The sequence below is a fragment of the Luteibaculum oceani genome (assembly GCF_007995015.1).
Classification (GTDB): domain Bacteria; phylum Bacteroidota; class Bacteroidia; order Flavobacteriales_D; family Luteibaculaceae; genus Luteibaculum; species Luteibaculum oceani.
In genome coordinates, this window is sequence record NZ_VORB01000002.1 from 232519 (window position 1) to 258289 (window position 25771).

At 40.9% G+C, this 25771-nt stretch carries 23 protein-coding genes; 3 read left to right on the forward strand and 20 right to left on the reverse strand.

Translation table 11 applies throughout. The features are described from left to right. Positions 1-42 precede the first annotated feature (42 nt). The 17 genes from FRX97_RS03050 to FRX97_RS03130 form a co-directional block, all read right to left on the reverse strand. On the reverse strand, positions 43-1941 hold the full coding sequence (locus tag FRX97_RS03050; RefSeq protein ID WP_147013264.1) for a CocE/NonD family hydrolase: 1899 nt from the start codon (positions 1939-1941) through the stop codon (positions 43-45). A gap of 256 nt (positions 1942-2197) precedes the next feature. Next, positions 2198-2713 (reverse strand): hypothetical protein, encoded by a 516-nt coding sequence (locus tag FRX97_RS03055; protein ID WP_147013266.1) that lies wholly within the window; start codon positions 2711-2713, stop codon positions 2198-2200. 122 nt (positions 2714-2835) lie between these two features. Next, entirely contained in the window at positions 2836-3252 is a 417-nt protein-coding gene (locus FRX97_RS03060) for a type II toxin-antitoxin system VapC family toxin (RefSeq protein WP_147013268.1), read from the reverse strand. Continuing rightward, entirely contained in the window at positions 3249-3494 is a 246-nt protein-coding gene (locus FRX97_RS03065; protein ID WP_147013270.1) for a DUF6364 family protein, read from the reverse strand. Before FRX97_RS03065 ends, FRX97_RS03060 begins: the two co-directional genes overlap by 4 nt. A 168-nt stretch (positions 3495-3662) precedes the next feature. Then, on the reverse strand, positions 3663-4712 hold the full coding sequence (locus FRX97_RS03070) for a toxin-antitoxin system YwqK family antitoxin (RefSeq protein ID WP_147013272.1): 1050 nt from the start codon (positions 4710-4712) through the stop codon (positions 3663-3665). A 99-nt stretch (positions 4713-4811) separates the two neighbouring features. Next, positions 4812-5516 carry an endonuclease/exonuclease/phosphatase family protein gene (locus FRX97_RS03075; protein WP_147013273.1) on the reverse strand — a complete coding sequence of 235 codons (705 nt, stop codon included), beginning with the start codon at positions 5514-5516 and terminating at the stop codon, positions 4812-4814. A 246-nt stretch (positions 5517-5762) separates the two neighbouring features. Next, positions 5763-6455 (reverse strand): hypothetical protein, encoded by a 693-nt coding sequence (locus FRX97_RS03080; RefSeq protein WP_147013275.1) that lies wholly within the window; start codon positions 6453-6455, stop codon positions 5763-5765. Between the two features lie 9 nt (positions 6456-6464). Next, the gene (locus FRX97_RS03085; RefSeq protein WP_147013277.1) at positions 6465-6671 is read right to left on the reverse strand and encodes a hypothetical protein; all 207 of its coding nucleotides are present in this window, start codon (positions 6669-6671) and stop codon (positions 6465-6467) included. A gap of 609 nt (positions 6672-7280) precedes the next feature. Next, positions 7281-7868 (reverse strand): SRPBCC family protein, encoded by a 588-nt coding sequence (locus tag FRX97_RS03090; protein ID WP_147013279.1) that lies wholly within the window; start codon positions 7866-7868, stop codon positions 7281-7283. A 46-nt stretch (positions 7869-7914) separates the two neighbouring features. Then, the gene (locus FRX97_RS03095; protein ID WP_147013281.1) at positions 7915-8667 is read right to left on the reverse strand and encodes a maleate cis-trans isomerase family protein; all 753 of its coding nucleotides are present in this window, start codon (positions 8665-8667) and stop codon (positions 7915-7917) included. Continuing rightward, the gene (locus FRX97_RS03100) at positions 8664-9575 is read right to left on the reverse strand and encodes a fumarylacetoacetate hydrolase family protein (RefSeq protein WP_147013283.1); all 912 of its coding nucleotides are present in this window, start codon (positions 9573-9575) and stop codon (positions 8664-8666) included. The genes FRX97_RS03095 and FRX97_RS03100 overlap by 4 nt, the downstream gene beginning before the upstream one ends. Before the next feature lie 16 nt (positions 9576-9591). Beyond that, the gene (locus tag FRX97_RS03105) at positions 9592-10701 is read right to left on the reverse strand and encodes a cupin domain-containing protein (RefSeq protein WP_147013285.1); all 1110 of its coding nucleotides are present in this window, start codon (positions 10699-10701) and stop codon (positions 9592-9594) included. 1 nt (position 10702) lies between these two features. After that, the gene (locus FRX97_RS03110) at positions 10703-11668 is read right to left on the reverse strand and encodes a carbon-nitrogen hydrolase family protein (protein WP_147013287.1); all 966 of its coding nucleotides are present in this window, start codon (positions 11666-11668) and stop codon (positions 10703-10705) included. Next, on the reverse strand, positions 11658-12080 hold the full coding sequence (locus FRX97_RS03115; RefSeq protein WP_147013289.1) for an acyl-CoA thioesterase: 423 nt from the start codon (positions 12078-12080) through the stop codon (positions 11658-11660). The genes FRX97_RS03110 and FRX97_RS03115 overlap by 11 nt, the downstream gene beginning before the upstream one ends. Then, positions 12070-13701, reverse strand: coding sequence for an AMP-binding protein (locus tag FRX97_RS03120; RefSeq protein WP_147013291.1), 1632 nt, complete (start codon positions 13699-13701; stop codon positions 12070-12072). The genes FRX97_RS03115 and FRX97_RS03120 overlap by 11 nt, the downstream gene beginning before the upstream one ends. Before the next feature lie 11 nt (positions 13702-13712). After that, complete coding sequence (locus FRX97_RS03125; protein WP_147013293.1) at positions 13713-15980, reverse strand: oxidoreductase; 2268 nt, start codon at positions 15978-15980, stop codon at positions 13713-13715. Continuing rightward, the gene (locus FRX97_RS03130) at positions 15977-16588 is read right to left on the reverse strand and encodes a flavin reductase family protein (protein WP_147013295.1); all 612 of its coding nucleotides are present in this window, start codon (positions 16586-16588) and stop codon (positions 15977-15979) included. Before FRX97_RS03130 ends, FRX97_RS03125 begins: the two co-directional genes overlap by 4 nt. Positions 16589-16983: 395 nt before the next feature. Here FRX97_RS03130 and proC point away from each other — a divergent pair, with 395 nt between their 5' ends. The 3 genes from proC to FRX97_RS03145 are packed head-to-tail and all read left to right on the forward strand — an operon-like array spanning position 16984 to position 19809. Further along, positions 16984-17829: a pyrroline-5-carboxylate reductase gene (gene proC / locus FRX97_RS03135; RefSeq protein WP_262711305.1), complete on the forward strand. Its 846-nt coding sequence runs from the start codon at positions 16984-16986 to the stop codon at positions 17827-17829. Next, complete coding sequence (proB, locus tag FRX97_RS03140) at positions 17810-18601, forward strand: glutamate 5-kinase (RefSeq protein WP_147013299.1); 792 nt, start codon at positions 17810-17812, stop codon at positions 18599-18601. The genes proC and proB overlap by 20 nt, the downstream gene beginning before the upstream one ends. 8 nt (positions 18602-18609) lie before the next feature. Then, positions 18610-19809, forward strand: coding sequence for a glutamate-5-semialdehyde dehydrogenase (locus FRX97_RS03145; RefSeq protein ID WP_147013301.1), 1200 nt, complete (start codon positions 18610-18612; stop codon positions 19807-19809). A gap of 61 nt (positions 19810-19870) precedes the next feature. On the opposite strand, the gene dinB is transcribed toward FRX97_RS03145, so the two are convergent. The 3 genes from dinB to FRX97_RS03160 all read right to left on the reverse strand — a co-directional run bounded on the left by dinB (position 19871) and on the right by FRX97_RS03160 (position 25688). After that, positions 19871-21082, reverse strand: coding sequence for a DNA polymerase IV (gene dinB, locus FRX97_RS03150; protein ID WP_147013303.1), 1212 nt, complete (start codon positions 21080-21082; stop codon positions 19871-19873). Positions 21083-21330: 248 nt separating this feature from the next. Next, on the reverse strand, positions 21331-21825 hold the full coding sequence (locus FRX97_RS03155) for a hypothetical protein (protein ID WP_147013305.1): 495 nt from the start codon (positions 21823-21825) through the stop codon (positions 21331-21333). 773 nt (positions 21826-22598) lie between these two features. Beyond that, positions 22599-25688, reverse strand: a complete 3090-nt coding sequence (locus FRX97_RS03160) for a DUF2341 domain-containing protein (RefSeq protein ID WP_147013307.1) — start codon at positions 25686-25688, stop codon at positions 22599-22601. Positions 25689-25771 lie beyond the last annotated feature (83 nt).

Genomic DNA, 25771 nt, shown 5'->3' on the forward strand with positions numbered 1-25771 from the left:
AAATCAGAAAATAATTGTCTATTCCTTTTTATGATGGAATTATTACTTAGGTAGGGCGGAAGTAGCACTATTTATATTTCCACCTACAATTACTTTGGAGTCCCCAAAAATGGTGATTTCTGCCTTAACAAAATCTTCCTTTTTTGCATCCTTGTATATATTCTCCACATATTTTTGAGGGTTGCGGTCGATGTAGGGGAACCAAGTACTGTGAATTTGTATCATCACCCTATGTCCCTTTTTAAAGGTATGCAGGATGTCTTGTAGCGGAAAACTCACCTCATCCTTTTTATTGGGTGTAAACGGAAGGGGTTTTTCGAAACTATCCCTAAAACGACCTCTAAATACCTCTGCTCTAACCAATTGCTGGTAACCACTTAAAACGATGTTAGATGGTAAATTGGGGTCCTGCGCAGTGGTGTCTGGATACACATCGATTAGTTTTACAATAAAATCGGCATCCGTAGAGCTAATGGCAACCTTCAGCTTTGCCAAAATCTCCCCACCCAAAGTCAGGTTCTCATCGAGTACGTCACTGGTAAATGTTAAAACATCGGGGCGGGTAGAGGCATGGCGTTGATCGTCTGTCATGTAGGCTCTGGGGGTAAAGGTTAAACCCTCAATTTCTGACCTGTATGGAACAGGTTTATTGGGGTCGCTGGTGTAGGCAAACTTTTCTTTATCTGAGCCATCTTGGTTAATTAGCAGCTTTCCACCCTCGGTAAATCCCAATTTTACAGGTGGAATAGATGGGCTGGGCCAATTTTCAAAACTCTTCCATTGCTTTAAGCCGGTATCAAACATGTATGCCTCGGGAAGTTTAGGGTTAACGGCACCCTTAAGGTGATGAGCAAAAAATTTGCGCTCAATTTCCCTTAAATAATGGGTGGAAATGCTATCTCCAAAATAAATGTGGTTGTGGTAATGTTTCCCTTGTTCTCTCGCCCAACCGCCGTGCGACCAAGGCCCCATGATTAGGCTGTTTTTAGCCTTGGGGTTATTTCTTTCTATGTGCTTATATATGTTCAGTGGTCCGTATAAATCTTCCGCATCGAACCATCCGCCCACGGTTAAAACGGCATGGTCTATGCCCCTCAAATGTGGCAGGATATTGCGCTTTTGCCAAAACTCATCGTAGTTCGGGTGATCTATGGTTTCCTTCCAAAAGAAGTTATCGTGGTGATATTTCTCGGTTACGTTTTTAAGCGGACCAAGATTCAAATGAAACTCATAACCGTTGACCACTTTATTTCTATCAAAACGGTTTAACTGGTCAGTATACCAGGCTTTATCCGTTAAACTGTCTTTTTGGTAGCCAAAAACAGCATATGCATAGGTGTAACTTTGTAAATAGGCGCCCATGTGATGAAAGTCGTCGAAGAAAAAATCTGAAATGGGTGCTTGAGGGGAAGATGCTACCAAAGCTGGATGTGCATTGGGCAAGGCTGCGGCTGTATAGAATCCAGGATATGAAATACCGAATTGCCCCACTTTACCATTATTATTTGGGATGTTTTCAAGCATCCATGCAATGGCGTCATAGGTGTCGGAGCTTTCATCTATATCTTCCGTATTGTTGAGGTCGTTTCCAGGAATGTTAGGTGTCATGGTTGTAAACTCTCCCTCGCTCTGGTACCTTCCTCGCACATCTTGAAATGCAAAGATGTAGCCGTCTCTCACCAGATATTTAGAAGGGTGACCACCCGTCTTCCAATTTTTATACCCAGATGCATTATAACAAGTTCTGTTAAGCAGGATAGGGTAGGATTTACTGCGGTCTTTTGGGATGTATAACAGCGTGTATAATTTTTTCCCATCCCGCATAGGGATAAAATGCTCTACTTGGTCGTAGTTCTCACGCATGTAGAGGGAATCAACATTTTGACCAGAGGCAATTATGGCCAATTGAAGGGATATAATTAAGGAAACAAAAATTTTCATGGCGGCAAGTTAGAGAAAATGTTGTGGCTATAGTGTTGAGGTTAAGACTTTGATAAACAAATAGATAAGCCCAAATAAATAAGTTTAGTTTACAGTTGATTTACGCCTCAACCGACATTTTTTTTCGATTATCGAGAAAAAGTGCTTGGATATATGAAAAAAGCGCGTATCTTAGCATCAACGATGACGAGCTCTGTGGTAGGTGCTTGTTAGAGTGAAAAAGGAGATTAACTTGTTAGTCTCCTTTTTTTATGCCCTAATTTTTGTTGGATTTAATTCTATACAGGTTTAGGAATATGTTTTCCTCACCTTCATTAATCATCATCAGTTTTAGCGTGTCGTAATTTTTTGTTGGTTCTCTTAGCACGGCCCATTTCTCAAACTCATCATTTTTTTGCTCTTTTAACCACAGAATAGAATCGCTTTCTAGTTTGTACTCAAAGGACTGTTCACTGTCTAAAGGTTCGTCTGAAATGGAAACTGCAAACTGAAAAACGCCACCTTCAAATTCCATCTTACCTTTATTCTCCGGATAAAAATGAATCTTCAGTTTTACCGCATCCAGAAAGAGACCTGCAAGGCCTTCCCCAATTTTTGCAATGTTTTCATTTTCATTTAACTCCTCTGTAACGTGGTCTACGATGGGGGAGAAATCTACATTGTAGGAACCAACTAGCTGCGCTGGTTCGGGATTTGGAACTTCTTCGGCGGGATTAGCCGTTTGGCAGGAAGCCAAGACTAAAAGAATTAATAGGGAATAGATCGTTTTCATATGCTTAAATTAAAAATCAGTATTTCCCAGTACAATGTACTTGTGATAGTCGGTTAAACTGATTTGATGTACGGAGAGGGGGCTGTGAAACAACAGCGACCGAGATTAACGTTGGAATAGAATTAATGAATTTGGGCCAAATATTCCTTAGGAGATAAAACTGGAATATTGGAATGTTTGAAGTCCTTTTTGTTTCGCGTAATTATAATTTCCACATCATTTTCCAAAGCAGAATAGTATTGGAAACCATCTTCGAAGTCTGGAAACTTATTATCGCTTAGGGTCAGATCAACCACTCTATCATTGAGATTTAAGACCTCTACCAGTACTTTAAATTTTCTCAGAATTTCCCTTGCTTCATTTGCTGATGTCAGTTTGGTTAAAATGTAATTAGTATTGGCGAAAGTAAGCGAGGAAATAGTAAGGGCAATTTGATGCTTGTCTGCTAAGGAAAAAATCTCCGCAGCCTCTTGGTAGAATCCATCTCTTTGTGCTAAAAGATCGAGGACAATATTAGTGTCTATTAAAACTCGATTCATTTGTATTTGGACGTTAAGTAGTCTGTGTAATCCTTTTTGATATCTACTTTTTTATCCAAACTAATTACCCCAGATAGGCTTTTTACCAATGGTGTAATCTCGGTGGAATTCCTCTTGGTACTGGTTAGACTCTTTAGGTAAGATTCTATTAATTTTGAAACACTGATATTGTTTGCCTTGGCGTATTTTTTTGCTCTTTCAATTACAGATTGATCCAGACTTAGCGTTAGTTTTCTGTCCATGATAATAGTTATACGTGTAAAAAAAATAAATATTCACGTAAAACTACTTGTATTGACCTCTAGTTGCTTTTGTGTAGGTTGTGAGCTGGTGTTTGAAGCAGTTTGATCTGTTTTCTACATTGAAACTTGAACCAAGGTGAAGTTCTTGGAGAGGATCCTTATTATTTATTAAAGCTCAATCTTTTCTATTTTATAATCAATGGTAATAGTATTCTGAACATCGAAATTGAGAGTGTCAACGGTTTGAAGTATGGACTTTAGTTTATTCAGTGATTTTTCAGAAATTTTAGGTTTAGTTATACAGTCCGTAGGTTTTCCATCCACCACAGTAATTTCAATTTTCATCATACTCTCAGTTTTTCTAGATCGGATGTCAAAATTGTTTTTGATGAAACTTTCCAATTCCTCCCTTGAGTTGATGACAACTTTAGGAGCATTCATTTGCCGGAAATTTGCAAGACCCGCGGTGAAGAAATTTTCTTTGATTCTAGCTCCTCTTTCGAAAACATAGGATTCAGTTATTTCTAGCTTACCGGGATCTGAAATGAAAGAAAATGCCCTGTCATTATCGAAAGGATACTCCCTATTGCCAACCAGCATGGATCCTTCTAAAAATTCTCCCTCATCGTATTTAAGGGTCACATACTTTTTCTGGTTTTTGTCAATTGTCCATTTACCATGGCGTAAACCATTTTTAAGCACACCCATGTACAGCAATTCATATTGATCCTCTTGGGTAGAACTAAAAAAGTTATGTAGCTCAGATTTTTTTACGCTGTATTCTATTTTTTTTCCTTCTAAAATGCTATTACCATTCTCGTCATTAAGTTCAATAACTAGCTCCTTTCCTTCGATATAATTCAAAGCGAGCCTCAGTTTACCATTCGGATAAAATTCTTTCCACTCACCTGCTCTTTCGCCATCTTTAAATTCCATAATGAGCCTGGTTGTACCCGCTGGATCATAAAAACGGAAAACACCATTTCTAATTCCATCTTTGTACACGCCTTCCATCTGAACTTGGTTGGTTTCAGCATAATAGTCTGTTACCTTACCATCAAAAGCGGGAATGGTATCATTAAACCCTGAAATTCGGTAATAAGTAGCCTTATCCATTGAGGTAATATTCCACATTTCATTGTAATAAAGCTTATCGAAATCCTGACCAAGGATGGTGGTTGAAAGAATAATTAATAGAAGGGTAATTGTATTTTTCATCAGGTAATTAGTTGGGGTATTTAAGTATTTGAGATTGGTTGGTGAAAATACAGGAAAATAAATTTTTGTTTCAATTACTCCTATTGAAATGGCTATGACTCACCAAGAAGATAGTAATGGCATATGGTCACTTATTTCTAACCATTTTTCTGCATTACCTATTTCAAATGTTTTCAGGGCATTTGCAATGTGTTCTGGACCAAATATATAATCGATATGGTAAGGCTTATCTAGTTTTCTTTGCAGGTAAAGGGTGAGAGTGCTCTCTTTCCCTTGCCTTTCATTAAAGAATTTGTGGTAGAAGCTTTCAATATGGAGTTCTCCAAATTCCCTTAAAACGTCCGAGTGATTCCACCAACGATCCCACTGATCCCAAATCACATTGCTATTAAAGTCACCAACAACCAGAGGGTTTTGAAATTCGGCCTTGTTTATTTGAAGGTATTTCCACATTTGTCCGATGTACCCGAAGTTTGGAGAGTTATTCTTGTGTAGCCAAACTGCTAATAATTGCTGGTTTCCATTTATCAATATTGGTAGAAAGTATTTAACCGAATGGCCCTTGTAAATATTAGACCAAACTAAAGGTTGGAGGTCAACATCATATTTAGCAAAAATACCTAAACCCTTGTTTTTGTTATCTCCAATCCAAAGGTGGTTCGAAGCCCACTGTTTATAGGCTTCATTATTTGTTTTTTTTGGGTTTTCGCACTCTTGTATTACGTTTATATCAGCGTCAAAATCTTTGAGCCATTGAAACTTTTTTCTGAGGGCTCCATTACAATTCCAGGTCAATAATCTCAACTATTTGGGTTTTACATTCGTGGTACACTTTGTCTTTTGCGATTACCGGTGAATTTGTTTTCCCCGGAAAGTAGTAATAAAATAACGTTGTAAATCCTTTCAATCGCACCAAATTTTGTGCAGATTCAGTCCACAAATTATCTGCTGTTTATGATACTTGGTTGAGAAAACTACCCCAATAAAAAAGGCCCCATTGGGGCCCTTTTTAAAATAGTTGATAGTTAGTTATTGGCTGCTGAACGGTGTCTATTCTATGGTTTTGCTTAGCTCCTTTAATTGTGCTTTATTCTTTTCTACTAGACTTTTCATTTCCGCTAGCTTTTCTTCGGCTTGTTTTATTTTCTCCGCCTTTTTCTTTTCTTCCTCGGCAGTTATTGTCCCTTCCGCTTTTTCCTTTTCTACTTTGGCTTTAGCTTGTCCTATTTTTTCTTCGTAATTGCGGATTTCGTCTTCCTGTTCCTTAATTTTCTTTTCGGCTTCTTCTTTTTTGGCCGCAGCAGTAGCTCTGGCAGCGTCAGATCTGGCTTTTCCGAATTCCTTTCCTTCTAACTCACCCTTATTTTTCCCATAGGCGTTCCCTTTTGAGGAGTCATCTTTGTCGTCGTCCTCGTCGTCATCATCGTCTAGCTCTTTTTTGCCTTTTGCAGCGGCAGCAGCCTTTTTCTCCTTTTTTATTTTTTCATCTCGGTCATCATCGTCGTCGTCATCGTCGTCTATCTCATCATCGTCGTCGTCTCTGTCTTTAACCTTTGCTTTTTCTCTTTTAAACTTTTCTTTAGTCTCTTTTTCCTTTTTCTCTTTCTCTTCTTGGGCTTTTTCTTTAGCTTCTTTTTGTTGTTCTACTTTTTCTACCTTTTTCAATTTTCCCTTTGCCTTTTCTTGTGCAAACATTGGGTTTAAGGCAAATAGTAATAGGGCAATAACAATGAGATTTTTCATAATTCTAGATTAAATATCCTTTAACAAACTGTCTATTTCAGATTGGTTTTCTTCCAATTTACTTTCACTTGATTCTAGGGTTTTATCGAGCTCCTCTATTGATTGCTCCACCTTTTGCTGTTTCATTTCTAATTCGGTATCCTTAGTGGCATCCGAGGATTGAGAACATGCAAAAAAGAGGGTTGATAATGCGAGAACCGCTAATGTTTTTTTCATAGTTGTCGGATTTACAGTTGATTAACAGGGACTTGTATACGCGTATAATATTAATAAAGCTTCCTTTTGGATTTAAAAAACTGTCGGATGTCACGGAAATGGAATAATGTACCAATGTACCAATGTATCAATGTACCAATGAAACAATGGATTAATGTATTAATGGAGAAATGTGGCAATGTAATAATGCAGTTGCATTAAAAAATAGCCATGATGGAGTCGAAATTAAGGGCCAGAAAGAGAAAGCTGGTAAGATTGGCGTAAATAAGCATGGGGAGCAGCCAAATTAGTAGGGTCGCCAAGCCAAAATGAAGGTAGATTAAGGAAAGAGGGAGAAGAAGTCCAAGGTACAGATCCCAGAGTATTTGATGGCCCCAGTATTTTTTAGGATGCCTTTTAGGCTTTTTGCAAAAGATTCTTTTCCATTTACATAGGGGGAGTATAAAAGGAAAGATAACCCTAGAATCCACGCGGTTATCTTTCCAAAATTATGTTGGTTTGCGATCTTAAAAATATAGGTGTCTGTTCGAGAATAAACGGCGAACACTATAAAGGCCAGAAATAAGCCCCAAACGCCCCATTTTTTAAGAAATAGCTGAATGGATGGGTCTAAATTTCCTCAACCGTTCCGGTGCTGTCAGATTCAACTACCTCCATGGTTTCCTCAGGGAAGTAATCAACAGTATTGTTCTCTACAAGAGTTTTTAAGTTAGTCATGTTAAGGTTTTCTTGGTCTTCCATAGCTCCGCCCATGAAGGCTAGCATAGACTTAGCCATCATTCCATTCCCAGTGGTAACAGATTTTGACGTTACTCTGGTTTTACCACCTAAGTCTTCAAGCTGAATCCTATAATCCATGGTCATAAAATCCATTGTGAATGTACATTCCATGTGGTCTTGTTCTTCAATGGAGTTTATGGTTTCCACCATAAACATTTCCTCACCGTTTTGCTCAACATAGATTTTAGATTCCGCACCAGCTTTTCCTTTTTCACCGCTGATGTGTTCTATTTTCTTTACCTCTTTTAACCATTCATTTATGCGCGATTCATCCTGCATAATGGCCCATACTTCTTCTATAGGTTTTTCTATAACTACCTCGCTTTCGTAGGCTATTTCAGGCTTCAAAAAGCCAAAGCTTAGGAATATTAAAATCAATACCAGAAGGCTGATTCCGACAATTTTTAATGCTTTCATGTTCTTATGGATTTATATTTAAAACTAGGATTATTTTTAAACGGTATTAATAAGTTCCATTCATTAAGGCTCCGCCTATGGTAGATTGGGCTTTAAGACCTAATTTTTTCATCATTTCATAGCTTGTACAAACTGCGGCAGATGTAACAGGTATGCCAATTTCATCCTGGAGTTTATCAATGGCTTCTAAAGATGGCATTTGTACACAGGCTGAAGCTACAAGGGCATCTACGCCCGTTAAGTCTAGGCGCTTATATATTTCCAGTAAGTTCATAGGGTCTTGTGCTGCAACTTCCAAATTATCTGGTATTTCCAATGCAATACTGTCCTTTACGTTAAACCCTTGATGCTCTATGTACTCCACAACTAAATCCGTTAATGGCCTCATGTATGGGGTAATAACCGCAATGTTTTTAACCTTTAAAGTTTTTAGTCCACTCACCAATGCACCAGCGCTTGTGACAATAGGAGTAGGAAAGCCATTCTCTACAGTCTTTTTATTGAGGTTTTCCTCAGAAACGCAGTGGTAGCCTTTACCCATACTCATAATTGCAACCAAACAGGCATATCCCATTACATCCACCTGAGCATCGGAAAGTTCTGTTGCACACTTCAAGCTTTCAGCATCCATGGCTTCCAACTCCTCTTTGGTCACCTTTTTCATGCGCATTCTGCTGGAATGAAAGGTGAATTTTTCTGGAAACAATTCCTCTCTACCTCTAAATAGAGCAGGGATTTCGGTTTCCATCGTAATGTTAGAAGAGGGCACAATTTGCCCTATTTTAAATCGTGTTTTCATCGCACTACCTCCTTTACGGTGTTTACGATTGTTCCAATGCCCTCTACGGTAGATTCTATAACATCGCCAGGCTGTAACCACTCTTGTGGCGTTCTCCCAGCTCCAACTCCTGCAGGGGTACCCGTTGCAATAATATCTCCTGGTTCTACAGTAAATACGGTGGAAATATCCTCTATTAAATCGTTGACATTAAAGAGCATAAACTTGGTATTGGAGTTTTGCTTTTCTACTCCATTCTTTTTCAACCAGAGATTTAAGTTATGTGGGTCTGTTATTTCATCGGCCGTTACAATTTCGGGTCCCATTGGAGCAAAAGTGTCTTGCCCTTTAGAAACGATCCATTGTCCCTGCCTTCTACAATCTCTTGCAGAAATATCGTTGATTACGGTATAGCCATAGACATAATCCAAGGCCTTCGCATTTTCTACATACTTCCCTTTCTTGCCAATAATCACGGCCAGTTCGCATTCCCAATCTAGTTGTTTGGTGAGTTTGGGATCTAGAAGCACGTAATCGTCTGGTCCACAAACTGCCGTGGTTGGTTTACAGAAAATTACGGGTTGTTGGGGCAGTGCTTTATCGGTATCTAAAGATCTGGCAGATTCGGCAACGTGTTCGGTGTAGTTTAGACCAATTCCTATAATGTTTTTGCGAGGTTTTGGAATGGGGGCTAACACCTTAAAGTCGTTCTGACTTACCTCGCACTTGCTCAAGTCTCCTGTAGATGCGTGTTTAACGTCCTTTCCAATCTCAACTGCTTTTTCAAGCCCCAGATCTATAAATTCTAACATAGAATTTGGCAAGGATTTACCAATGGCCTTACCAAATGCCTCCATGTTGTATACTTTTCCATCGTACTTAAAACCAAGGTTTTCCTGGTTATTCTGTCTATATGTAAGTAATCTCATTTTTTATTGTGGTGTATTATGCAATTATATCTTGGTGATCTTTTTCGTGAGGGCGTTCTTGGTATAGCCCTAAATTTTCAATTGTTGGTAGGTCATTAAAGGAGAAAAGGCATGCATCCTCGGTATCCGATAGGTTTACATGCTCGTGCACTGCCCATGATGGTACACAAAATATGTCTCGCTCTTTCCAATCGAAACGTGTACCATTAATTACCGAATAGCCGTTTCCTTTTGCACATTGATAAACAAAGGAGCCCGTATGTTGGTGAGCTTTAGTATGCTCACCCGGTCTTAACATCTGCATGGATGCTCCCATGGTTTGCATAACATGTCCTCCAGTGCATGGGTTGCGGTAATGCATAAGCACCCCGTCGTAAGGCGATGCCTTTCCGAATTTAGCCGCCTCCTTAAGGGCGGGATAAACATCCTTCCAGCGGTATTTAAAAATTGGAGAATATGGCTTGTCCCAATTTTCATACGCAGGCATCAATCCAGCTGCGGATCCAAACGAATCTGGAAGATAATTGGTAGGCACATCTGTTGGTTGTTTTCCGTCGTATACAGCATAATCGTTGGCCTCCAATGCATTTACAAGCGGGATGTCTAATCCGTCTTGCCAAATACAGGTTTTACCATCTTTTGCTACTCCATGTTCGTGCCAGGTGGAGTTTGGGGTAATAACAAAGTCGTTTACTTCGAAAGTTACCTTATTGCCATCTACCACAGTGTAACCACCTTCTCCCTCCATGATAAATCTGAGGGCTGAGGCCTTGTGTTTATGTGCTGAAGTACTTTCGCCTGGTCGAGTAACTTGAAGTCCAGTGTAAAGCCAACCAACCGCCGCCGAAACATCTCTTCTTTTATCGTTTACTAGGTAAACCACTCGGCGCCCGGCTTCCTCCGGGGAAACCAATTCAGAAGATCTTAAAACAAGTTCCCTTAAATCCTCATATTTCCATAACATGGGGATGGAGCTGGTTCTCGGTTCCCACGGTTCTATATCGTTGGCAACGGTCCAGAGGGCTCCGGCGCCAAGTCCTTCTAATTCTTTGTAGTAGGCCTTAAGTTCGTCGTTATCTTTAACTCTTGCTCTACCTAGAATATCATCGCTATACTTATTATCCATACTAATCGAGATTTTCTGTGAATGTTATCTTTTTGGTAGGAGAGGTGTTTACCCGCAAATCAAATATGTCGAAACGGTTGTAGTGCCCCAATATATCGTGCATTTGCTTGGGTTGAATGCATTTTGATAAATCGATCTCGGCATAAACAATTCCCTCATCATCAATAAGCGGCTCGCCGATGCAAGCTCCATTTGGGCCAACGAATCCAGTAAATGCCGAGTTTTTTCTTCCAAATCGCTCCTCTATGTCCGGCACTTCGGGCTTTAGGGCTTCCATTATTTCCTGTGAAATGGTGGAACAGGAGACAATGGTAAACAATTTCCCTTCGAAGGCATGGGCTGCTGCACGTATTTTAATGGCTTCTGCCATGTTGTAATCGGGTGGAGCCACGGGTAAAGAAATGTAGTTAGCTATATGTACCAATTCCCCTTGACTTAGTAGGGTAAATCGGGCTAGCGTGTTGGTGTTTTCGCCACATGCGAGGGTTCCAAGAGGCCCAACCGAAGTGTCGTAAACTTTTAAACTCGAACCATCGCCACTGGTCCAGGTGAGCTTTTCTGCCCAGGTTGGAACTAGTTTTCGATGTCTCCCTAGAAGCTTTCCTTCATCAGAGATAATTAAGTTGGTATTATAAATTTCTCCATAGCTTTCTCCACGTTCATTTATTCCAAGAACTATGTTTAGCTTCAGTTCCCTTGCTGTTTCGAGAACTCTATTGATTTGAGGTGAATTTACCTCCACCGAATTTCTGTACAATCTTTCGTACCACTTGGAACCATCTATGGGATTAAGTACCCAATTCCAATAGGGGTATCCAGCCACAAATACTTCGGGGAAGGCAATTAAACTTGCACCGTTTTTGGCCGCTTCCTCGCAAATAGTAATCACCTTATCAATGGTTTTTTCTACATCTAGAAATACCGGAGATGCTTGAACTGCAGCGGCTTTAAATTTTTTAAACTCCATTAGCTATGTAGGGTTTTATTTTGGCTCTAATCGATTCGCTAAAGGGCTGCGGGGCAATAGCTTTTCTATCCTCGCTAATCCCAACATTTACTAGGCTAACTTCGCCTTCTAGGCATATGTCTGATTGGTTTTTAAATTGAAATCCACAACGCATTGATGAGTTCCCCAACTTTATCACCCACAACCTCTTAGTAATGATTTCACCCAGTCGGGCTGGTGATTTAAATTGAACATGTAAATCTACAGTTGGAATTCCGGCGTCGTCATGCATTTGGGCAAAACTGTAATCAAGTGCCTCTTCGAACCAGTCTTCAACCGTTGCATTTAGCATCTCTAAAAACCTCGGGTAGAATACTATTCCAGCCTTGTCTATATGCTGAAATCTTATTTTTTCCTCCTTTTCAAATACCATTTGCTTCGCTTTTAGGTGCCTCTTGCTTTAGCTTGTATCGCTGTATCTTTCCAGTTTGGGTTTTTGGCAGGCAGGAAGTAAACACAATTTTTCGGGGATACTTGTACGGGGCGGCATTTTGTTTAAACCAGTCTTGAATTTCTTTGGCTTTTTCATCCGATCCCAATGCCTGATTCTTCAATACAATATGCGCGCATACTAACATTCCACGTTCCTCATCGGGTATTCCAATTACTCCACATTCAAGAATATCTGGATGCCCCAGCAGAGTCGCCTCAACTACCACAGCGGAAATGTTATATCCCGAGGAGATAATCATGTCGTCGCTTCTAGAAACATACCAGAAATAGCCGTCTTCGTCTCTAGTGAATATATCTCCGGTTAAATTCCATCCGTTTTTAACATACTCGCGCTGTTTCTCAGGGCGATTTAAATATCTGCAGCCTGTAATTCCTTTCACCGCAAGCTTGCCCTCGGTATTGGGCGGGACTTCATTTCCATTATCATCCACCAGCTTGGCTTCATAACCTGGGACTGCAACCCCCGTGGCACCGGGTTTCATGTGTTCCCCATTGGCTGAAATGAAAATGTGCAGCATTTCCGTTGCCCCAATTCCATCAATAATTTTTAACCCCGTTGCATTATGCCAGTCGTGCCATACTTTTTTAGGTAGACTTTCTCCAGCGGAAACACATTTTCTTAAACTGCTAATGTCGTATTCTCCCACTTTTGTCTGAATAATTCGCCAGGCGGTAGGAGCTGTAAAGCAAATGGTGATTTTCTCCTTTTCAACTGCCGATAAAAGGATGTCTGGACTAGGTTTTTCAATTAGATAACTGCTTGCACCAAAATACATTGGGAAAAGCACCAGGCCACCAAGTCCAAAAGTAAATCCTAGTGGTGGGCTGCCGGTAAAAATATCATCGGCATGGGGCTGCAGGGCGAAGGGAGGAAAGGCCTCACAAATATTAAGGATATCTCTATGGTAATGAGCGGTCATCTTTGGCTTTCCGGTTGTACCACTGGTAAACCCAATTAGGGCTACATCATCTTGCAGGCTATTGAAATTAGAAAATGTTGTGGCATGTTTTTCCATGGCCATTTCCAAGGAAAATTTCTCCCTCAGGGTGCCGTCAAAAAAGGCCTTGTGCTTAACAAAGGTGCCATTGCAGGCATCAATTTCCTCATGAAGGCGCTTGTCGCATAAAACATGACTTATCTCTGCGTATTCAATAATGGTATTTAACTCCTTGCTTCTTAGTAGCGGCATGGTCGTAACTACAATTCCTCCAGCTTTTATTACCCCAAACCAACAAGCTACGAGCATAGGGTTATTTGCAGACCGTAACAAAACACGGTTTCCGCTTTTAAGTCCAAGGTCTTTGGTAAGCACATGGGCGATTTGATTGGATTTTTCCTGTAACTGTTTGTAGGTCCAGTTACCATATTCGCTGCGAATACAAATGCGATTGCCATCACCCTTGTCGATGTGGTGATCTAATAATCGGTACGCGCAATTCAATTCTTCCGGGTGCTGAAATTGAGGATTATCCAACAAAAAGGAAGGAAGATGTTCTTTGGGGAGATTTTGTTGCGCAAATAAATCTTGATAATGGGACATGGAAAATGGGATTAGGATTTCTTATGGCTTTCCGGCTTAAGCGCCTTCTTCATTTGTTCTATTTGTCTGCGTTCTTTTGTTTTTTCTTGGAATAACGACCCCTTAGCAGTTTCATAGGGCTGCGGAACCTTATGCTCCTTATAATTTTCGTGGGCTGCTGCGTGATTTACGAAGCCAGGATGTAACAATAGCGGTTTGCCTAAACCAACTAGGTCTGCTCTTCCGTTAAGAATTATGGTGTTGATTTGGTCTATATCCGTAATTTTTCCAGAGGTGATGGTGGCAATGTTCGCCTTGTTTCTAATTTCTTCCGAATAGGGCGTTTGGTACATTCTTCCTCCGTCTACCTTTTGATGGCTAACAGTGTTTCCAGTGGTAACATTTATGATGTCAGCACCTGCATTTTTAAAAGCTCTAGCAATCATTTCTGCATCTACGGCGCTTATTCCTCCTTCGGCCCAGTCTTCAACTGAAATGCGCACCGAGATGGGTGTTTTTTGATCTAATTCCTTCCTAATTGCGTTAAAAACGGCCAGTGGAAACCGTAGCCTGTTCTCAACCTTCCCACCGTATTTATCTGTTCTTAAATTGGTTAAAGGTGATAGAAAACTTGCTAGTAATTGCCCTTCATCCGCTTTTATCTCAACCATATCGAAGCCAGCATCAACTGCATTTTTAGCCGCACGCACAAAGTCATTACGTACAAATTCCATATCCTTTTCGTCCATTTGTTTTGGATGGACGCCTGTGTTCAAAAATGGAATGGGCGACGCAGAAAAGAGAGGGGCCTCATTTTCTTGGGGAGAGGCTTTTCTTCCTGCATGAGCTAGTTGCGCTGCAATTTTACAATTGGAATTTTGGTGTATAAAATCGGTTATTCTTCGCCAGCATTTCGTTTGTTCCTTTTCATACAACCCTGGGGCATTTATACCGCAAGCTCCATCTTTATTTACCGCAATGGGTTCGGTTATAATTAATCCAAGACCCTGGCAAGCTCTGGATCCATAATGTGTTAAATGCCAATCGTTTACAAGTCCTTGTTTGGCTTTATTTTGAGGTAAACCAAACATGACTATTCTGTTGCTAAGGCTTAGTGCTCCCAGCTTAAAAGAAGTAAAAGCCGGCGGGGCTAATTCGGGATAATTATTCTGTTCTATAAACTCTTGCAGAACCTTTTTAGTAAAGGAACTGTCGCGCAATTGCAAATTTTCGAAGGTTACCTTTTTGGCACGGGTCATTACTCCAAAAGCGAATTGGTAGAAGGGGTGGCGTATATGCCTATCCATATTTTCAAACCAATGTAACGATACGTTTGCGGCGTGCTGTATCATTTCAACGCGTTGCCGCCTGCTCTCTTCGTATTTTTCAAAAGCGAGTTTAGGCTGATCGCCGAACTGAATAATAGCATCGGATAAGGCAATTGCACTTTCCATGGCCAGTTTGGTACCAGATCCTATAGAAAAATGGGCGGTTGCCTTAGCATCTCCCAGTAAAACTATGTTTTTATGGTGCCAGTTGGCATTTGTAACATGGGGGAATTGACGCCAATACGACTTGTTTTGAATGAGTTTGTGGCCCTCTAATTCGTCTTTATAGATTTCTTCGAGAAGCTGTTGGGACTCATCCTCGTTAAGTTGATCGAAGCCCCATTTTTTCCAGGTTTCTGGCGAACACTCAAATATCCAGGTACTTTTACCTTTTTCGTACTGGTAGCTATGGGCAACCATGGCTCCGTTTTGAGTTTGTTTAAACCAATAGGTAAAAGCATCAAGAGGGCGGGTAGATCCCATCCATACAAATTTGTTGGATTTAAGCTTTACCTGCGTTCCAAGTTCCTTTTGTAGTTGTTCCCTTATTTTACTTCCAATACCATCTGCTGCAACAACAATGTCGTATTCAGCTTGTATGGATAAGTCGGTTTGCTCTGTCTCAAAATGCAATTGAACCCCTTCTTCTTTGCAACGCTGTTGCAGTAATTGAAGTAATTTCTTTCTAGAGCAGCCGCAGAATCCGTTACCGGTAATTCTAACTTTCTTCCCATCCCTGGCTATGTCCAAATCGTCCCAATAGGCAAAATGGGTTCGGATTAGCTCATAGGATTTAGGGTCTCTTGTTAAGAACTCACTTAGGGTTTCATCCGAGAATACCACGCCAAATCCAAAACTATCATCCGCTTTGTTTCGCTCATACACCTCGATATGGCAATCGGGGTTTGCTTTTTTTGTTAAAATGGAGAAATACAATCCTCCGGGACCTCCGCCAATAACTGCTATTCTCATTTTAATTGTCGTTTTATTGAGAACATTTCTCCCAGTTTCGAATAGTTAGAGCCAGCTAAACGGGCTACAGGTCGGTATTTAGATAGATCGATGTGAAATTTTTCATTTACTATTTCATCGTTTACGTGGATGCAGATAATCTTGCCTATCACCACACAAGCGCCTCCATTTTTATGATCTTCTAGAAAGTAGTGGTGCACCATCTCACATTCAAAATGCACAAGAGCTTCCTTAACGCGAAAGGGTTTGATAAAATCGCTTGAAAGGGTGGTTAATCCTGCGTATTCAAATTCATTTTCCTCTGGAAGCAGGGGAGCAGAGGTAGCATTCATGGCTTCTACCAATTCCTCGGTTACCAGATTAACCACAAACTCTTTATTTTCCAACACATTGTTAAGCGTATCCTTGTTTTTATCTCCCGTCCTTACCGTAGAAAACATAACGTGAGGAGGATCTTCGCCAACGGCGTTGAAAAAAGAAAATGGGGCCAGGTTGTGGTTTCCAGAGTTACTTCGGGTGGATATCCAGCCAATGGGGCGTGGGATTACCGTACCGGTAAGCAACTTATATAATGTAGATCCTTCGGTTTCCTTAGAAATGAATCGCATTTAGTAGGGTTTGCAATATTAAAGTTGCTGTAAACTAAATAATCCTAGAATTTTTGTTGGAACGAGAAGAGGAGAAATAATTAACAAGAGCATCCATTTTCGTGCTCAACTTGGTAAGCTAACCCTTTGTTTATTTAGGTTTAAATCAATTCGATATCCCTGACAAAAGCAAAAATTTTTATAAAAAACCCGAAGATCTGTCAGGTTTTGTTTAATCCGACATCATGTCAGGTTAAACAAAATTCATCGATAAAAAAAAGCCTGCTATCCAACCTATAGTGGTGTATAGCGAAGATTCGCTTTTTGTGATTAAGGTACCTTATTTCGAAAAACCTTTTAAAATCAAGGCTTTTCGCATGGTTATTGCACTGACATGTACCGTAAACTAAACATTAATCCAAAAAATCAAGCCTATGAAAGTTTTAGTCATTGGCGGAGGGAACATGGGATTAACCTATGCCGAAGCCATTGCCAAATCCAAATTTTTATTGTCCCAAGATGTGATGATTTTAGATTCATCCAAGGACAAAACCGAATCACTTAAAAAGAAGAGTCACTTCGATGTCTACGAAGATCTCACCGACTGTCTTCCAAAAGCAGATGTAATTTTTGTAGCGGTAAAGCCTTACCATGCCGAGGAGTTATTTACCGAAATGCGACCGTTAATGGCCGAGGGGCAAATTGTAATTTCTCTAATGGCCGGGGTAACCATTGCCTTTATCAAAGAAGGTTTAGGTATAGATAAAGTGGTAAGAGCAATGCCTAATTTACCTGCCCAGGTAGGTCAGGGGTTAACATCGTTTACCGCGTCAGACGAGGTCTCCAGGCTGGAATTATCTACGGTGGAAAACCTTTTAGATACCACTGGAAAGTCGGTGAAATTAGATACTGAAAATGATATAGACGCCTCAACGGGTATCTCTGGATCTGGTCCAGCGTACATTTTCTATTTCATGCAATCTATGATAGAAGCCGCGCTGAAAATGGGATTCTCAGACCACGACTCGCGTGTTTTAGTAGGACAAACATTCCAAGGGGCGGTTGAGCTATTTAATTCATCAAACCTAGAGCCAGATGCCTGGATGGATAGAGTAGCCTCTAAAGGAGGGACTACCCGAGCTGCCTTAGATTCTATGGACGATAACAATGTAAAAGAACTTATTAAAGAAGCTGCGTTTGCTGCCTTTGAGCGCGCAGTAGAATTAGGAAAGGAGTACGATCATGTCGGCGAAAACGCATAAGAAAAGAGTGGTTATAAAGGTTGGAACCAATGTGATGACCAACAGAGATAATCGCATCGTTCAGCCGATATTGAAAAAGTTAGTAGAACAGATTGCCGTGCTATATGAGCGCGATATAATGGCCGTTTTGGTCTCCTCGGGTTCTGCCATTGCCGGTAAAGAAGTAATGGGGAAACTGCAGGTGCCTATTGAGGATAAGGCCACGCGAAGACAGGTTTTTTCGGCGGTAGGACAACCTAGAATGATGCGCCATTACTACAGTATTTTCCATGACTACGGAATGCGTTGTGCGCAGGTGTTAGCTACAAAGCGGGATTTTGCCCCAGGAAAGCACCGCGAAAACATGATCAATTGTTATGAGGCGCTTCTAGAGCAAGGAATTATCCCCATTGCAAACGAAGACGATGCCGTATCGTTATCCATGTCTATGTTCACCGATAACGATGAGCTCGCCTCTCTGGTAGCGGAGTTAATCAACGCAGATATGCTCATCCTCCTTACCGATACCGATGGTGTTTTTAACGGACACCCCGACGATGAGGATAGCGATTTGATTAAGCACTTAAAAGCCGATCAATCTGTTAAGGAATTTATTCAAGAATCGAATAAAGGCGAAGGAGAAGGTCGCGGAGGAATGGAGTCTAAATTAGGAGTTGCGCAAAAAGCAGCCAAAAAAGACATTCCAACTTTTATTGCCAATGGAAAGTGGGACAATGTTATTGTAGACATTGTAGATGGCAAAGAAGTGGGAACTCGAGTTACAAAATCGTAAAATCAACTATGAAAATTTTAAATACAGAAACTAAAAATAAAGTGTTGGCATCGATGGAGCGTATTATCGATGCAAAAAGAGAAGAAATATTAGCAGCAAATAAACTGGACTTGGAGGCTTTTAGTAAAGACGACCAAGCGCTCTACGATCGATTGGTGGTAGATGATAGAAAGATTAATGGAATGATTCAGGCTGTGGCCGAAGTGCGGTCTCAGGAAGATCCAGTAGGTAAAGTTATTTCCGAACGCAAGTTGGATAATGGCCTTACCATTACCAATAAAACCGCACCTTTTGGTACCATTTTAATTATTTACGAATCCAGGCCAGATGTTACCATAGAAGCCGCAGTTTTGGCTTTTAAAGCCAATTCTAAAATCCTTCTTAAAGGGGGGAAAGAAGCTATTAACAGCAACAAAGTTTTGGTTGACTGTTGGCACGAAGCCTTGGAGGAAAACGGTTTGTCTAAGGATTGGATAACCTTGTTTACTCTAAATAGGCAAGAAACACAGGAATTCTTAAGAAACCCAAGCGAAAAACTAGATCTCATTGTGCCCCGTGGTGGTGAGCGTTTGATTGCTTTTGTGAAGGAGCATGCCCAATGTGCTGTTTTGGTAAGTGGAAGAGGAAACAATTTCGCCTACGTTGCCGAAGATAGCGACTGGGAAATGGCTAAAAAGGTGATCATCAACGCTAAAACCAATAAAATCTCTGGTTGTAACGCCTTAGACAAGATTTTGGTGGATAAGAAATTACCACATAGAGCCGAAAAATTAAAAGACCTAGAAAACGAATTCCGCAATTATCAGGTGGAGCTGTTGGCTGATAAAGAAAGTCTTAATTTCTTGGATCATGCCAAGGAAATAGAAGACAGAGATGTTTGGTATGAGGAGTTTTTAGCCCTAAAAGCGGTTGTTGGCCAGGTAAACGGACTAGAAGAGGCCGTGGACAAGATAAACACCTTTAGTGGAGGGCACTCGGCCACTATTCTAACAAGCGATACCGAAAAGGCCGCTGCATTTATGGAAAAGGTAGATGCTGCTGCGGTATATCATAATGCCTCAACCCGTTTTACCGATGGAGGACAGATGGGAGTGGGTGCAGAATTGGCTATTAGTACCGATAAACTGCATCACAGAGGACCACTTGGATTAGAACAATTAGTAACCAATAAATACTACGTGTTTGGTAACGGGCAGATAAGGGATTAATGTTTAGTTACCAATAGAGAGATGGGGCCGTTTCCGATTATGGAAGCGGCCCCTTCTTATTTTAAGCTCGTCTATGCGCAGGGATAATCGGGGGCTGACCGTTGAAGGGGTTACTTCTACCTATGGCTTTAGACCCCATGGCAACTGCTCGCTTTACAGCATCTTGTCCGTATCTATTTCTGATATTGTCCATGGCTTGGTATAGCGAAAGCATTTTTGGAGCATCTTGAAATAAGTCCATCTGATAATTTCCCTGCACCAAATGCGAAAAACGCACTCCAACCAAGCGTACCAGCATTCTTCGGCTATAAAGCGTTTCGAAAAGTTCTAGAGTGGTTTTAATTAGCGTATCGTCTAAGGAGGTGTAGGGAATGCGCATTTGTTTGCTGTAGGTTTGGAAATCGGTATATCGAATACGTACAGCAACGCAGGCGGTTAGTTTGTTCCCGTTTCTTAACTGATAGGCCAGATTTTCGGCCATAGCTGTTACAATGCTTTTTAGTTTTACCGTGTCTGTGGTGTCTTTCTCAAAAGTACGCTCAATAGAAATGGATTTTCTTTCGTGGTAGGGTATAACAGGACTGTTGTCTATGCCTTGTGCTTTTTTCCAAAGCGAAACACCGTTTTTTCCCATTACTTGACGTAGTAAATCGGGGTGCATTTGCTGTACGGTATAGATTTTTTCTACGCCCATATTTCTGAGCATTTTGTAGGTCTGGTCTCCAACCATGGGGATTTTCTTTACCGATAAAGGAGCGAGAAAGGGCTTTTCTGTACCCTGAATAATCTGCTTGTGGTTGTTGGGTTTGGCTAATCCTGTCCCCACCTTAGAAACCGTTTTATTTATAGAGAGCGCAAAGGAGAGGGGGAGGTGGGTTTCTTTAATGATTTTCTCGCGGAGTTCTTGCGCCCATTTATAAGCTCCAAAAAAACGATCCATCCCTGTAAAATCAACATAAAATTCATCGATAGATGACTTCTCGTACAGCGGAGAGTTTTCTGAAATGATTTCGGTAACCATATCCGAAAACTTGCTGTACGTACCGCTGTTTCCGCGTATTACAATGGCGTGTGGACATAGTTGTCTAGCCATGCGCATGGGCATTCCAGAGTGAATACCATAGGTTCTGGCTTCGTAGCTACAGCTAGCCACAACACCACGGTCGCTAGTTCCACCAATAAGAACAGGTCTGTTGTGTAACTTTCTGTCCATCAGGCGTTCGCAGGATACAAAAAAAGTATCAAGATCTAAATGTAAAATCGCGCGCTCCATATTTTGACTATTTTATCGACGTTTAATCGTTTATAAGATAGTCATTTTTTGGTTAGGAGTGAGGGGTCAGTAGTTAATGGTTAATGGTCAGTGGTTGTACATCCTGTAATAGCGTTGACCGTTTTCATTTTACTTTTATACCAGAAAACTAGTTTACCAGTACACTAGTAAACTAGTGTGACTCGAAATCACTAGGAAAAAAGGGGGGGATCTAATACCAAAAAGCTCTCATTTCTGAGAGCTTAATGTTATGCAGCGGGCTTTATTTCTTTGTTGATGGTTTTAACCCATTTTTCTAATGAAATTAATTCCCCAGACATCTGAAAGCTTTTTTCAGCATCGTAAAACTCCCAGCGAATTTCCTCTTTCCTGTTCTTGGGTGTAAAACATAATTCCAGTCGATCTATTACACGGTGATTTTCTCCGTCATAATTAATTTTCCTTGAAACATTTAAAATTTTACACCCTGCTAATTCCTGAAGATTCACTGTAAGCACCTGCTCAATACCCACACTTGGGTTATAAAAAAACAAGTGTTTTTTAATGTTGTCGAATCCTATGGCATAGGAACCTACAATCTCTGTTTCATTTATGCTACATTGAAACTGGACAGCAGCCTCTTTTAATTTTTGAAGTAGTTTTTGTTCTACTGCTTTCCTTTTTTTGTTCGTGATAACAAAGGGAAGGGTACACCCGATTATTGACAAGGCTCCAACTAAAATGGTGCCTGCATCTATATCCATTTAAGAAAAATATTGATTGTTTATTCCACTTTAAAATTGATTTAACCAAGCGTGGAACTCAGTTAAACAACATCCTGAGAACTATTGAAAGGGGGCTATTTAAAGCTGTGGAAGGGATACAAAAGAATTCGCTTTTTGTGGGAAATATGAGTTTGGACCCACACAAGATGACATAATGGTACACGCTGATTATCTTGCGCTGAATACCCAGTTGCCAACCATTTATGCCCTTTGTAGGATTTGCTTTCGCTACTTGGGGTGCTATGAATAACATTCCCACTAGTGGAGATGCATAATAGTCCTTTGGAAAGCTGCTTTAACTCCAGATCAGTAATTATGTTACCGCTATTTCCATGTTTTAATGGGTAGGGCCCTTCGATTTTATGAACGGCCGATTTACCCAGAAAGCCAATGGCTATAAGGAAAATAAAAAGACCGAAATGTTTAATCAAAGATTGCACGGCACAAATGTATTTCGGAAAAAAATCGCTTTTACATGGACTGGAAAATTTTTTGTTTAAGGGTTAGGAGCAGGGGGTGAAGGGTGAGTAGTTAATGGTCAGTGGTTAATGGTCAGTAGTTAATGGTCAGTGGTTAGTGGTCAGTGGTTAGTGGTCAGTAGTTGTACATTGTACATCCCTGATTAGCGTTGACCGTTTTCAGTAAACTGGTGCGGATTGACATCATTTAGAAAGAAATATGGTGTAGTCCCTTCCACCAAAAAAAGGTCACCCATAATTGGATGACCTTTTGCAAAGACTGACTATTAAAAACTACCTCAATACAACTTGTTTCGCGATGCTATTGCCTTTTCCATCCATAACCAAAACAGTGTATAAACCAGGTGCCACTGATAATTCAATTTCTTTTTTCAGCGTATTTTTTGCATCTGCATAAATTGCTTTACCCGTCATATCTAACACCTGTATGCTAAATGCAAGCTCAGCGGTTATGGTAAAGGCCCCATTGTTTGGATTTGGATACAACTCAAAAGTAAAGGCCTCCTTTCTTTTTATTCCTGTGGTTGGACTGAAATTAAATGGTTCTGATTCCTCCGAAAGACAGTTAAACTGGTTTTCCGAGATTACGGTGTAGGTTCCATTCGTATCAGGAAGAAAGAAAGACTGGGTGGCTCCAGCAATTACGTTTCCATCCTTGTACCACGTGTGTAATACCCCAGCTGGATTGGCAAATAGCGTGTCGCCAGATTGAGTGATGCTTGGCTGAACCGGATTGGGATTTACGTTAATTACTACACTGTCGCTTAGGTTTGAGCATCCTGCCGCATTGGATATTTCTATAGCGTAATAGCCCGCGTCACTTATTTGTAAAACCAGATCGGTTTCGTTAAAAGGACTTCCGTTCTTGTACCACTTGAAAAATCCAGTACTGCTACTTGTTATGGTAGTACTTTCTCCCTCACAAAGCTCCGTGTCTGTGTTACTTAGATCTAAAGTAGCCTCCGGAGTTTCATTTACCCTTAATTCTTCGGTATTACTGGTGTCCGAACATCCGAATGCGTTGTATGCTACCAGGTATATCTCTGTGCTGTAACCTATTTTAATTAGGCTGTCTACACTATTGTTAGGCCCATTACTTAATACCCATTTAAAGGTGCTTTCGGGTGGTAAATTCACAAGGAATTCTCTCGATTCTCCCTCGCAAATGCTTAAACTCCCGTCGATATCGAATTGAGGTTGAGCAAACTCTCCGAGGGTTTCAAGTACGGTAGTGCTGCTGCATCCTAATTCGTTGTATACGGTAGCACTGTATGTTCCTGGGGCACCAGGAAATAAATCGGTAGAATTTTCATTTGGAATTTCCACGCCATTGTATAACCACACAATTGAATCGGTACTTTCCGTACCTAAGAGACTGAGTTGTGCATTTACCCCTTTACAAACAAAGGGACCAGTTTTATTTTCCAGAATTGCATTGGGAACTGGAAGTTCAGCAACATTGAAAAATCTTTTTTCTGATAAACACCCTTTCGGTGTAACGACTGTTGCGGCGTATTTTCCGGGTGAAGAAATCCATAATTCGTTCTTATGAGCTAGCACACTACCCGCTCTTTCCCAAATAACCTCAAGGCCATTGGGTTCGAAAAAACGAATAGAATCCCCGGTGCAATAGGTGGTATCCAATAGGTTTATTTCATTCTCGGGGGTAGGAAATACCTCAACCGTTTGTCCTAGGCTGGTTCCTGTGCACCCATTTGCATTGATTTCGTGTAATTGGTAAGCTCCACCTTCTTTGATATAAAAATCCTGCTGTGTATAGGTTGTATCCGTTTGGTTGTGGATCCAGGCTATGGTACTGCCACTTTCTACTATGGGTAAGGCCAATAAGCTGTCACCGTCGCAAAACCCAACGGTAGTTACCATAAAGCCAAAGGATGGAGTAGGATTGGGGTTTACAGATAATTCATAAGGATCTGTTTCTAAAGTACATGTCCCCACGGTTACCGTTGCTGTAATGGCGTATCTACCTTCTGGTAACTTAACTGTTAACAGATTGCTGCTTCCATTTTGAACCGAAGCACCCTCCACCTTGAAATTATAATTGCTAGCTCCTGGGGTTGCGCTCAAAGTAATATCCTGTTCAGCACAACGAATAGTAGATATGAGATCAATTCCAAACGAATTGTCCAAAATTTCGGTAGCAATTTTAAAAGTGTCCTGAGCATTATGTATGGTACCTGACATTCCATCTTGAGCCTCAGTAATACCTCCAATACCAGCTCTACCACCGTCTACCTTCAGGTTGCCAGTAAAGTTGTTGCTTTCTGAGTAAAACACCTTTATTCGGCCTCCACCGGCTCCGCCACCGGCGTAATAAATTCTGTCGCTATCACCTCCGCGACCGCCTTTTGCCGTTATGGTTCCGGTTCCAGAAATAAATCGGGTTTCTATAAGGATACCCCCTCCAGCACCTCCACCGGGGCTATACGATGCTTGTGTACTTAATCCAGGTAATCCATCGGCGATTAATTTTCCATTTACCGTAAGGTCCTGACAACGGATAACGTATTTAATTCCTCCTGGAGCGCCTGGGTTTCCACCTCCAACAAGACCAGCGGCCCCACCGCCAGATCCCGGTTCAATATCTCTTCCTGAGGCAGTTCCGTATGCAGTCCCACCAACCCCTGCAGAGGTTTGGTTACTTCCATAAGACCCATCGCCACCGTCACCACCGTAGGCACCACCGCCTCCTCCAGTTATTTCCATGGTTCCACCTCCAGGTCCTTGTCCATCGCCATAAATGGTCCCAGGATATCCAAATCCCGCCCCATTAAGGGTTCCTGAAATCTCAATTTTACTCGCGGTTAAACGCAATTGCCAGGGCAAGCTTAGGGTAGGATCGAACTTAACCAGAACGTCTTCAGCAATTTTAATGTAGTTGTATTCCCACACCGAATCAGCGATTAAGCCCGTTAGAGTGTCTGTTGTTTCAATGAGTAATTGATTGGGGAAAGTTGCGTCGAAATCCGATACGTCTGCTGCACCAGCATTACCATAAAAAAGATAAATAACGGTGTCGGAAGCAGCTGGAATTTCTGGTAAAAGACACCATAATTTGGTGTTAGTTGTATTAATTCCAGACTCTAAAAAGTGAGGAATTACAGCGTTTCCTTCACAATCCATCGCAATTCTAATGTCTTTTCCATCGGTAGCCATTTTATTGTCTCCAACCAAGCTTTGCGTGTCAATGAGTAACAAATGACTGTAGTTGCTTTTGGCTACATTTTGGTTGTTAGAAATCTTAATTGGAATTTTGTGCTGCCATGCGCTCAGTTGGGCCTTAGACTCTTGATTAACAATAAGAAATAGGCCTAGTGATAGGAAAATAATAAGGTGCTTCATAGGTGATAAACTTGGTGCAAATTTCCTCCAATTAATACGGATTTAATATTCAATTTACCAGTGCTTTTGGAAGTCCATTAATC

What these genes read in the sequence shown, in the direction of transcription:
- FRX97_RS03105 (WP_147013285.1), bottom strand. Translation starts at nt 10,701, where the DNA reads ATGGATAATAAGTATAGCGATGATATTCTAGGTAGAGCAAGAGTTAAA.
- FRX97_RS03050 (WP_147013264.1), bottom strand. Translation starts at nt 1,941, where the DNA reads ATGAAAATTTTTGTTTCCTTAATTATATCCCTTCAATTGGCCATAATT.
- dinB (WP_147013303.1), bottom strand. Translation starts at nt 21,082, where the DNA reads ATGGAGCGCGCGATTTTACATTTAGATCTTGATACTTTTTTTGTATCC.
- proB (WP_147013299.1), top strand. Translation starts at nt 17,810, where the DNA reads ATGTCGGCGAAAACGCATAAGAAAAGAGTGGTTATAAAGGTTGGAACC.
- FRX97_RS03055 (WP_147013266.1), bottom strand. Translation starts at nt 2,713, where the DNA reads ATGAAAACGATCTATTCCCTATTAATTCTTTTAGTCTTGGCTTCCTGC.
- FRX97_RS03145 (WP_147013301.1), top strand. Translation starts at nt 18,610, where the DNA reads ATGAAAATTTTAAATACAGAAACTAAAAATAAAGTGTTGGCATCGATG.
- FRX97_RS03100 (WP_147013283.1), bottom strand. Translation starts at nt 9,575, where the DNA reads ATGAGATTACTTACATATAGACAGAATAACCAGGAAAACCTTGGTTTT.
- FRX97_RS03080 (WP_147013275.1), bottom strand. Translation starts at nt 6,455, where the DNA reads ATGAAAAATCTCATTGTTATTGCCCTATTACTATTTGCCTTAAACCCA.
- FRX97_RS03130 (WP_147013295.1), bottom strand. Translation starts at nt 16,588, where the DNA reads ATGCGATTCATTTCTAAGGAAACCGAAGGATCTACATTATATAAGTTG.
- FRX97_RS03060 (WP_147013268.1), bottom strand. Translation starts at nt 3,252, where the DNA reads ATGAATCGAGTTTTAATAGACACTAATATTGTCCTCGATCTTTTAGCA.
- FRX97_RS03065 (WP_147013270.1), bottom strand. Translation starts at nt 3,494, where the DNA reads ATGGACAGAAAACTAACGCTAAGTCTGGATCAATCTGTAATTGAAAGA.
- FRX97_RS03115 (WP_147013289.1), bottom strand. Translation starts at nt 12,080, where the DNA reads ATGGTATTTGAAAAGGAGGAAAAAATAAGATTTCAGCATATAGACAAG.
- FRX97_RS03085 (WP_147013277.1), bottom strand. Translation starts at nt 6,671, where the DNA reads ATGAAAAAAACATTAGCGGTTCTCGCATTATCAACCCTCTTTTTTGCA.
- FRX97_RS03095 (WP_147013281.1), bottom strand. Translation starts at nt 8,667, where the DNA reads ATGAAAACACGATTTAAAATAGGGCAAATTGTGCCCTCTTCTAACATT.
- FRX97_RS03090 (WP_147013279.1), bottom strand. Translation starts at nt 7,868, where the DNA reads ATGAAAGCATTAAAAATTGTCGGAATCAGCCTTCTGGTATTGATTTTA.
- FRX97_RS03125 (WP_147013293.1), bottom strand. Translation starts at nt 15,980, where the DNA reads ATGAGAATAGCAGTTATTGGCGGAGGTCCCGGAGGATTGTATTTCTCC.
- FRX97_RS03070 (WP_147013272.1), bottom strand. Translation starts at nt 4,712, where the DNA reads ATGAAAAATACAATTACCCTTCTATTAATTATTCTTTCAACCACCATC.
- FRX97_RS03160 (WP_147013307.1), bottom strand. Translation starts at nt 25,688, where the DNA reads ATGAAGCACCTTATTATTTTCCTATCACTAGGCCTATTTCTTATTGTT.
- FRX97_RS03155 (WP_147013305.1), bottom strand. Translation starts at nt 21,825, where the DNA reads ATGGATATAGATGCAGGCACCATTTTAGTTGGAGCCTTGTCAATAATC.
- FRX97_RS03110 (WP_147013287.1), bottom strand. Translation starts at nt 11,668, where the DNA reads ATGGAGTTTAAAAAATTTAAAGCCGCTGCAGTTCAAGCATCTCCGGTA.
- FRX97_RS03120 (WP_147013291.1), bottom strand. Translation starts at nt 13,701, where the DNA reads ATGTCCCATTATCAAGATTTATTTGCGCAACAAAATCTCCCCAAAGAA.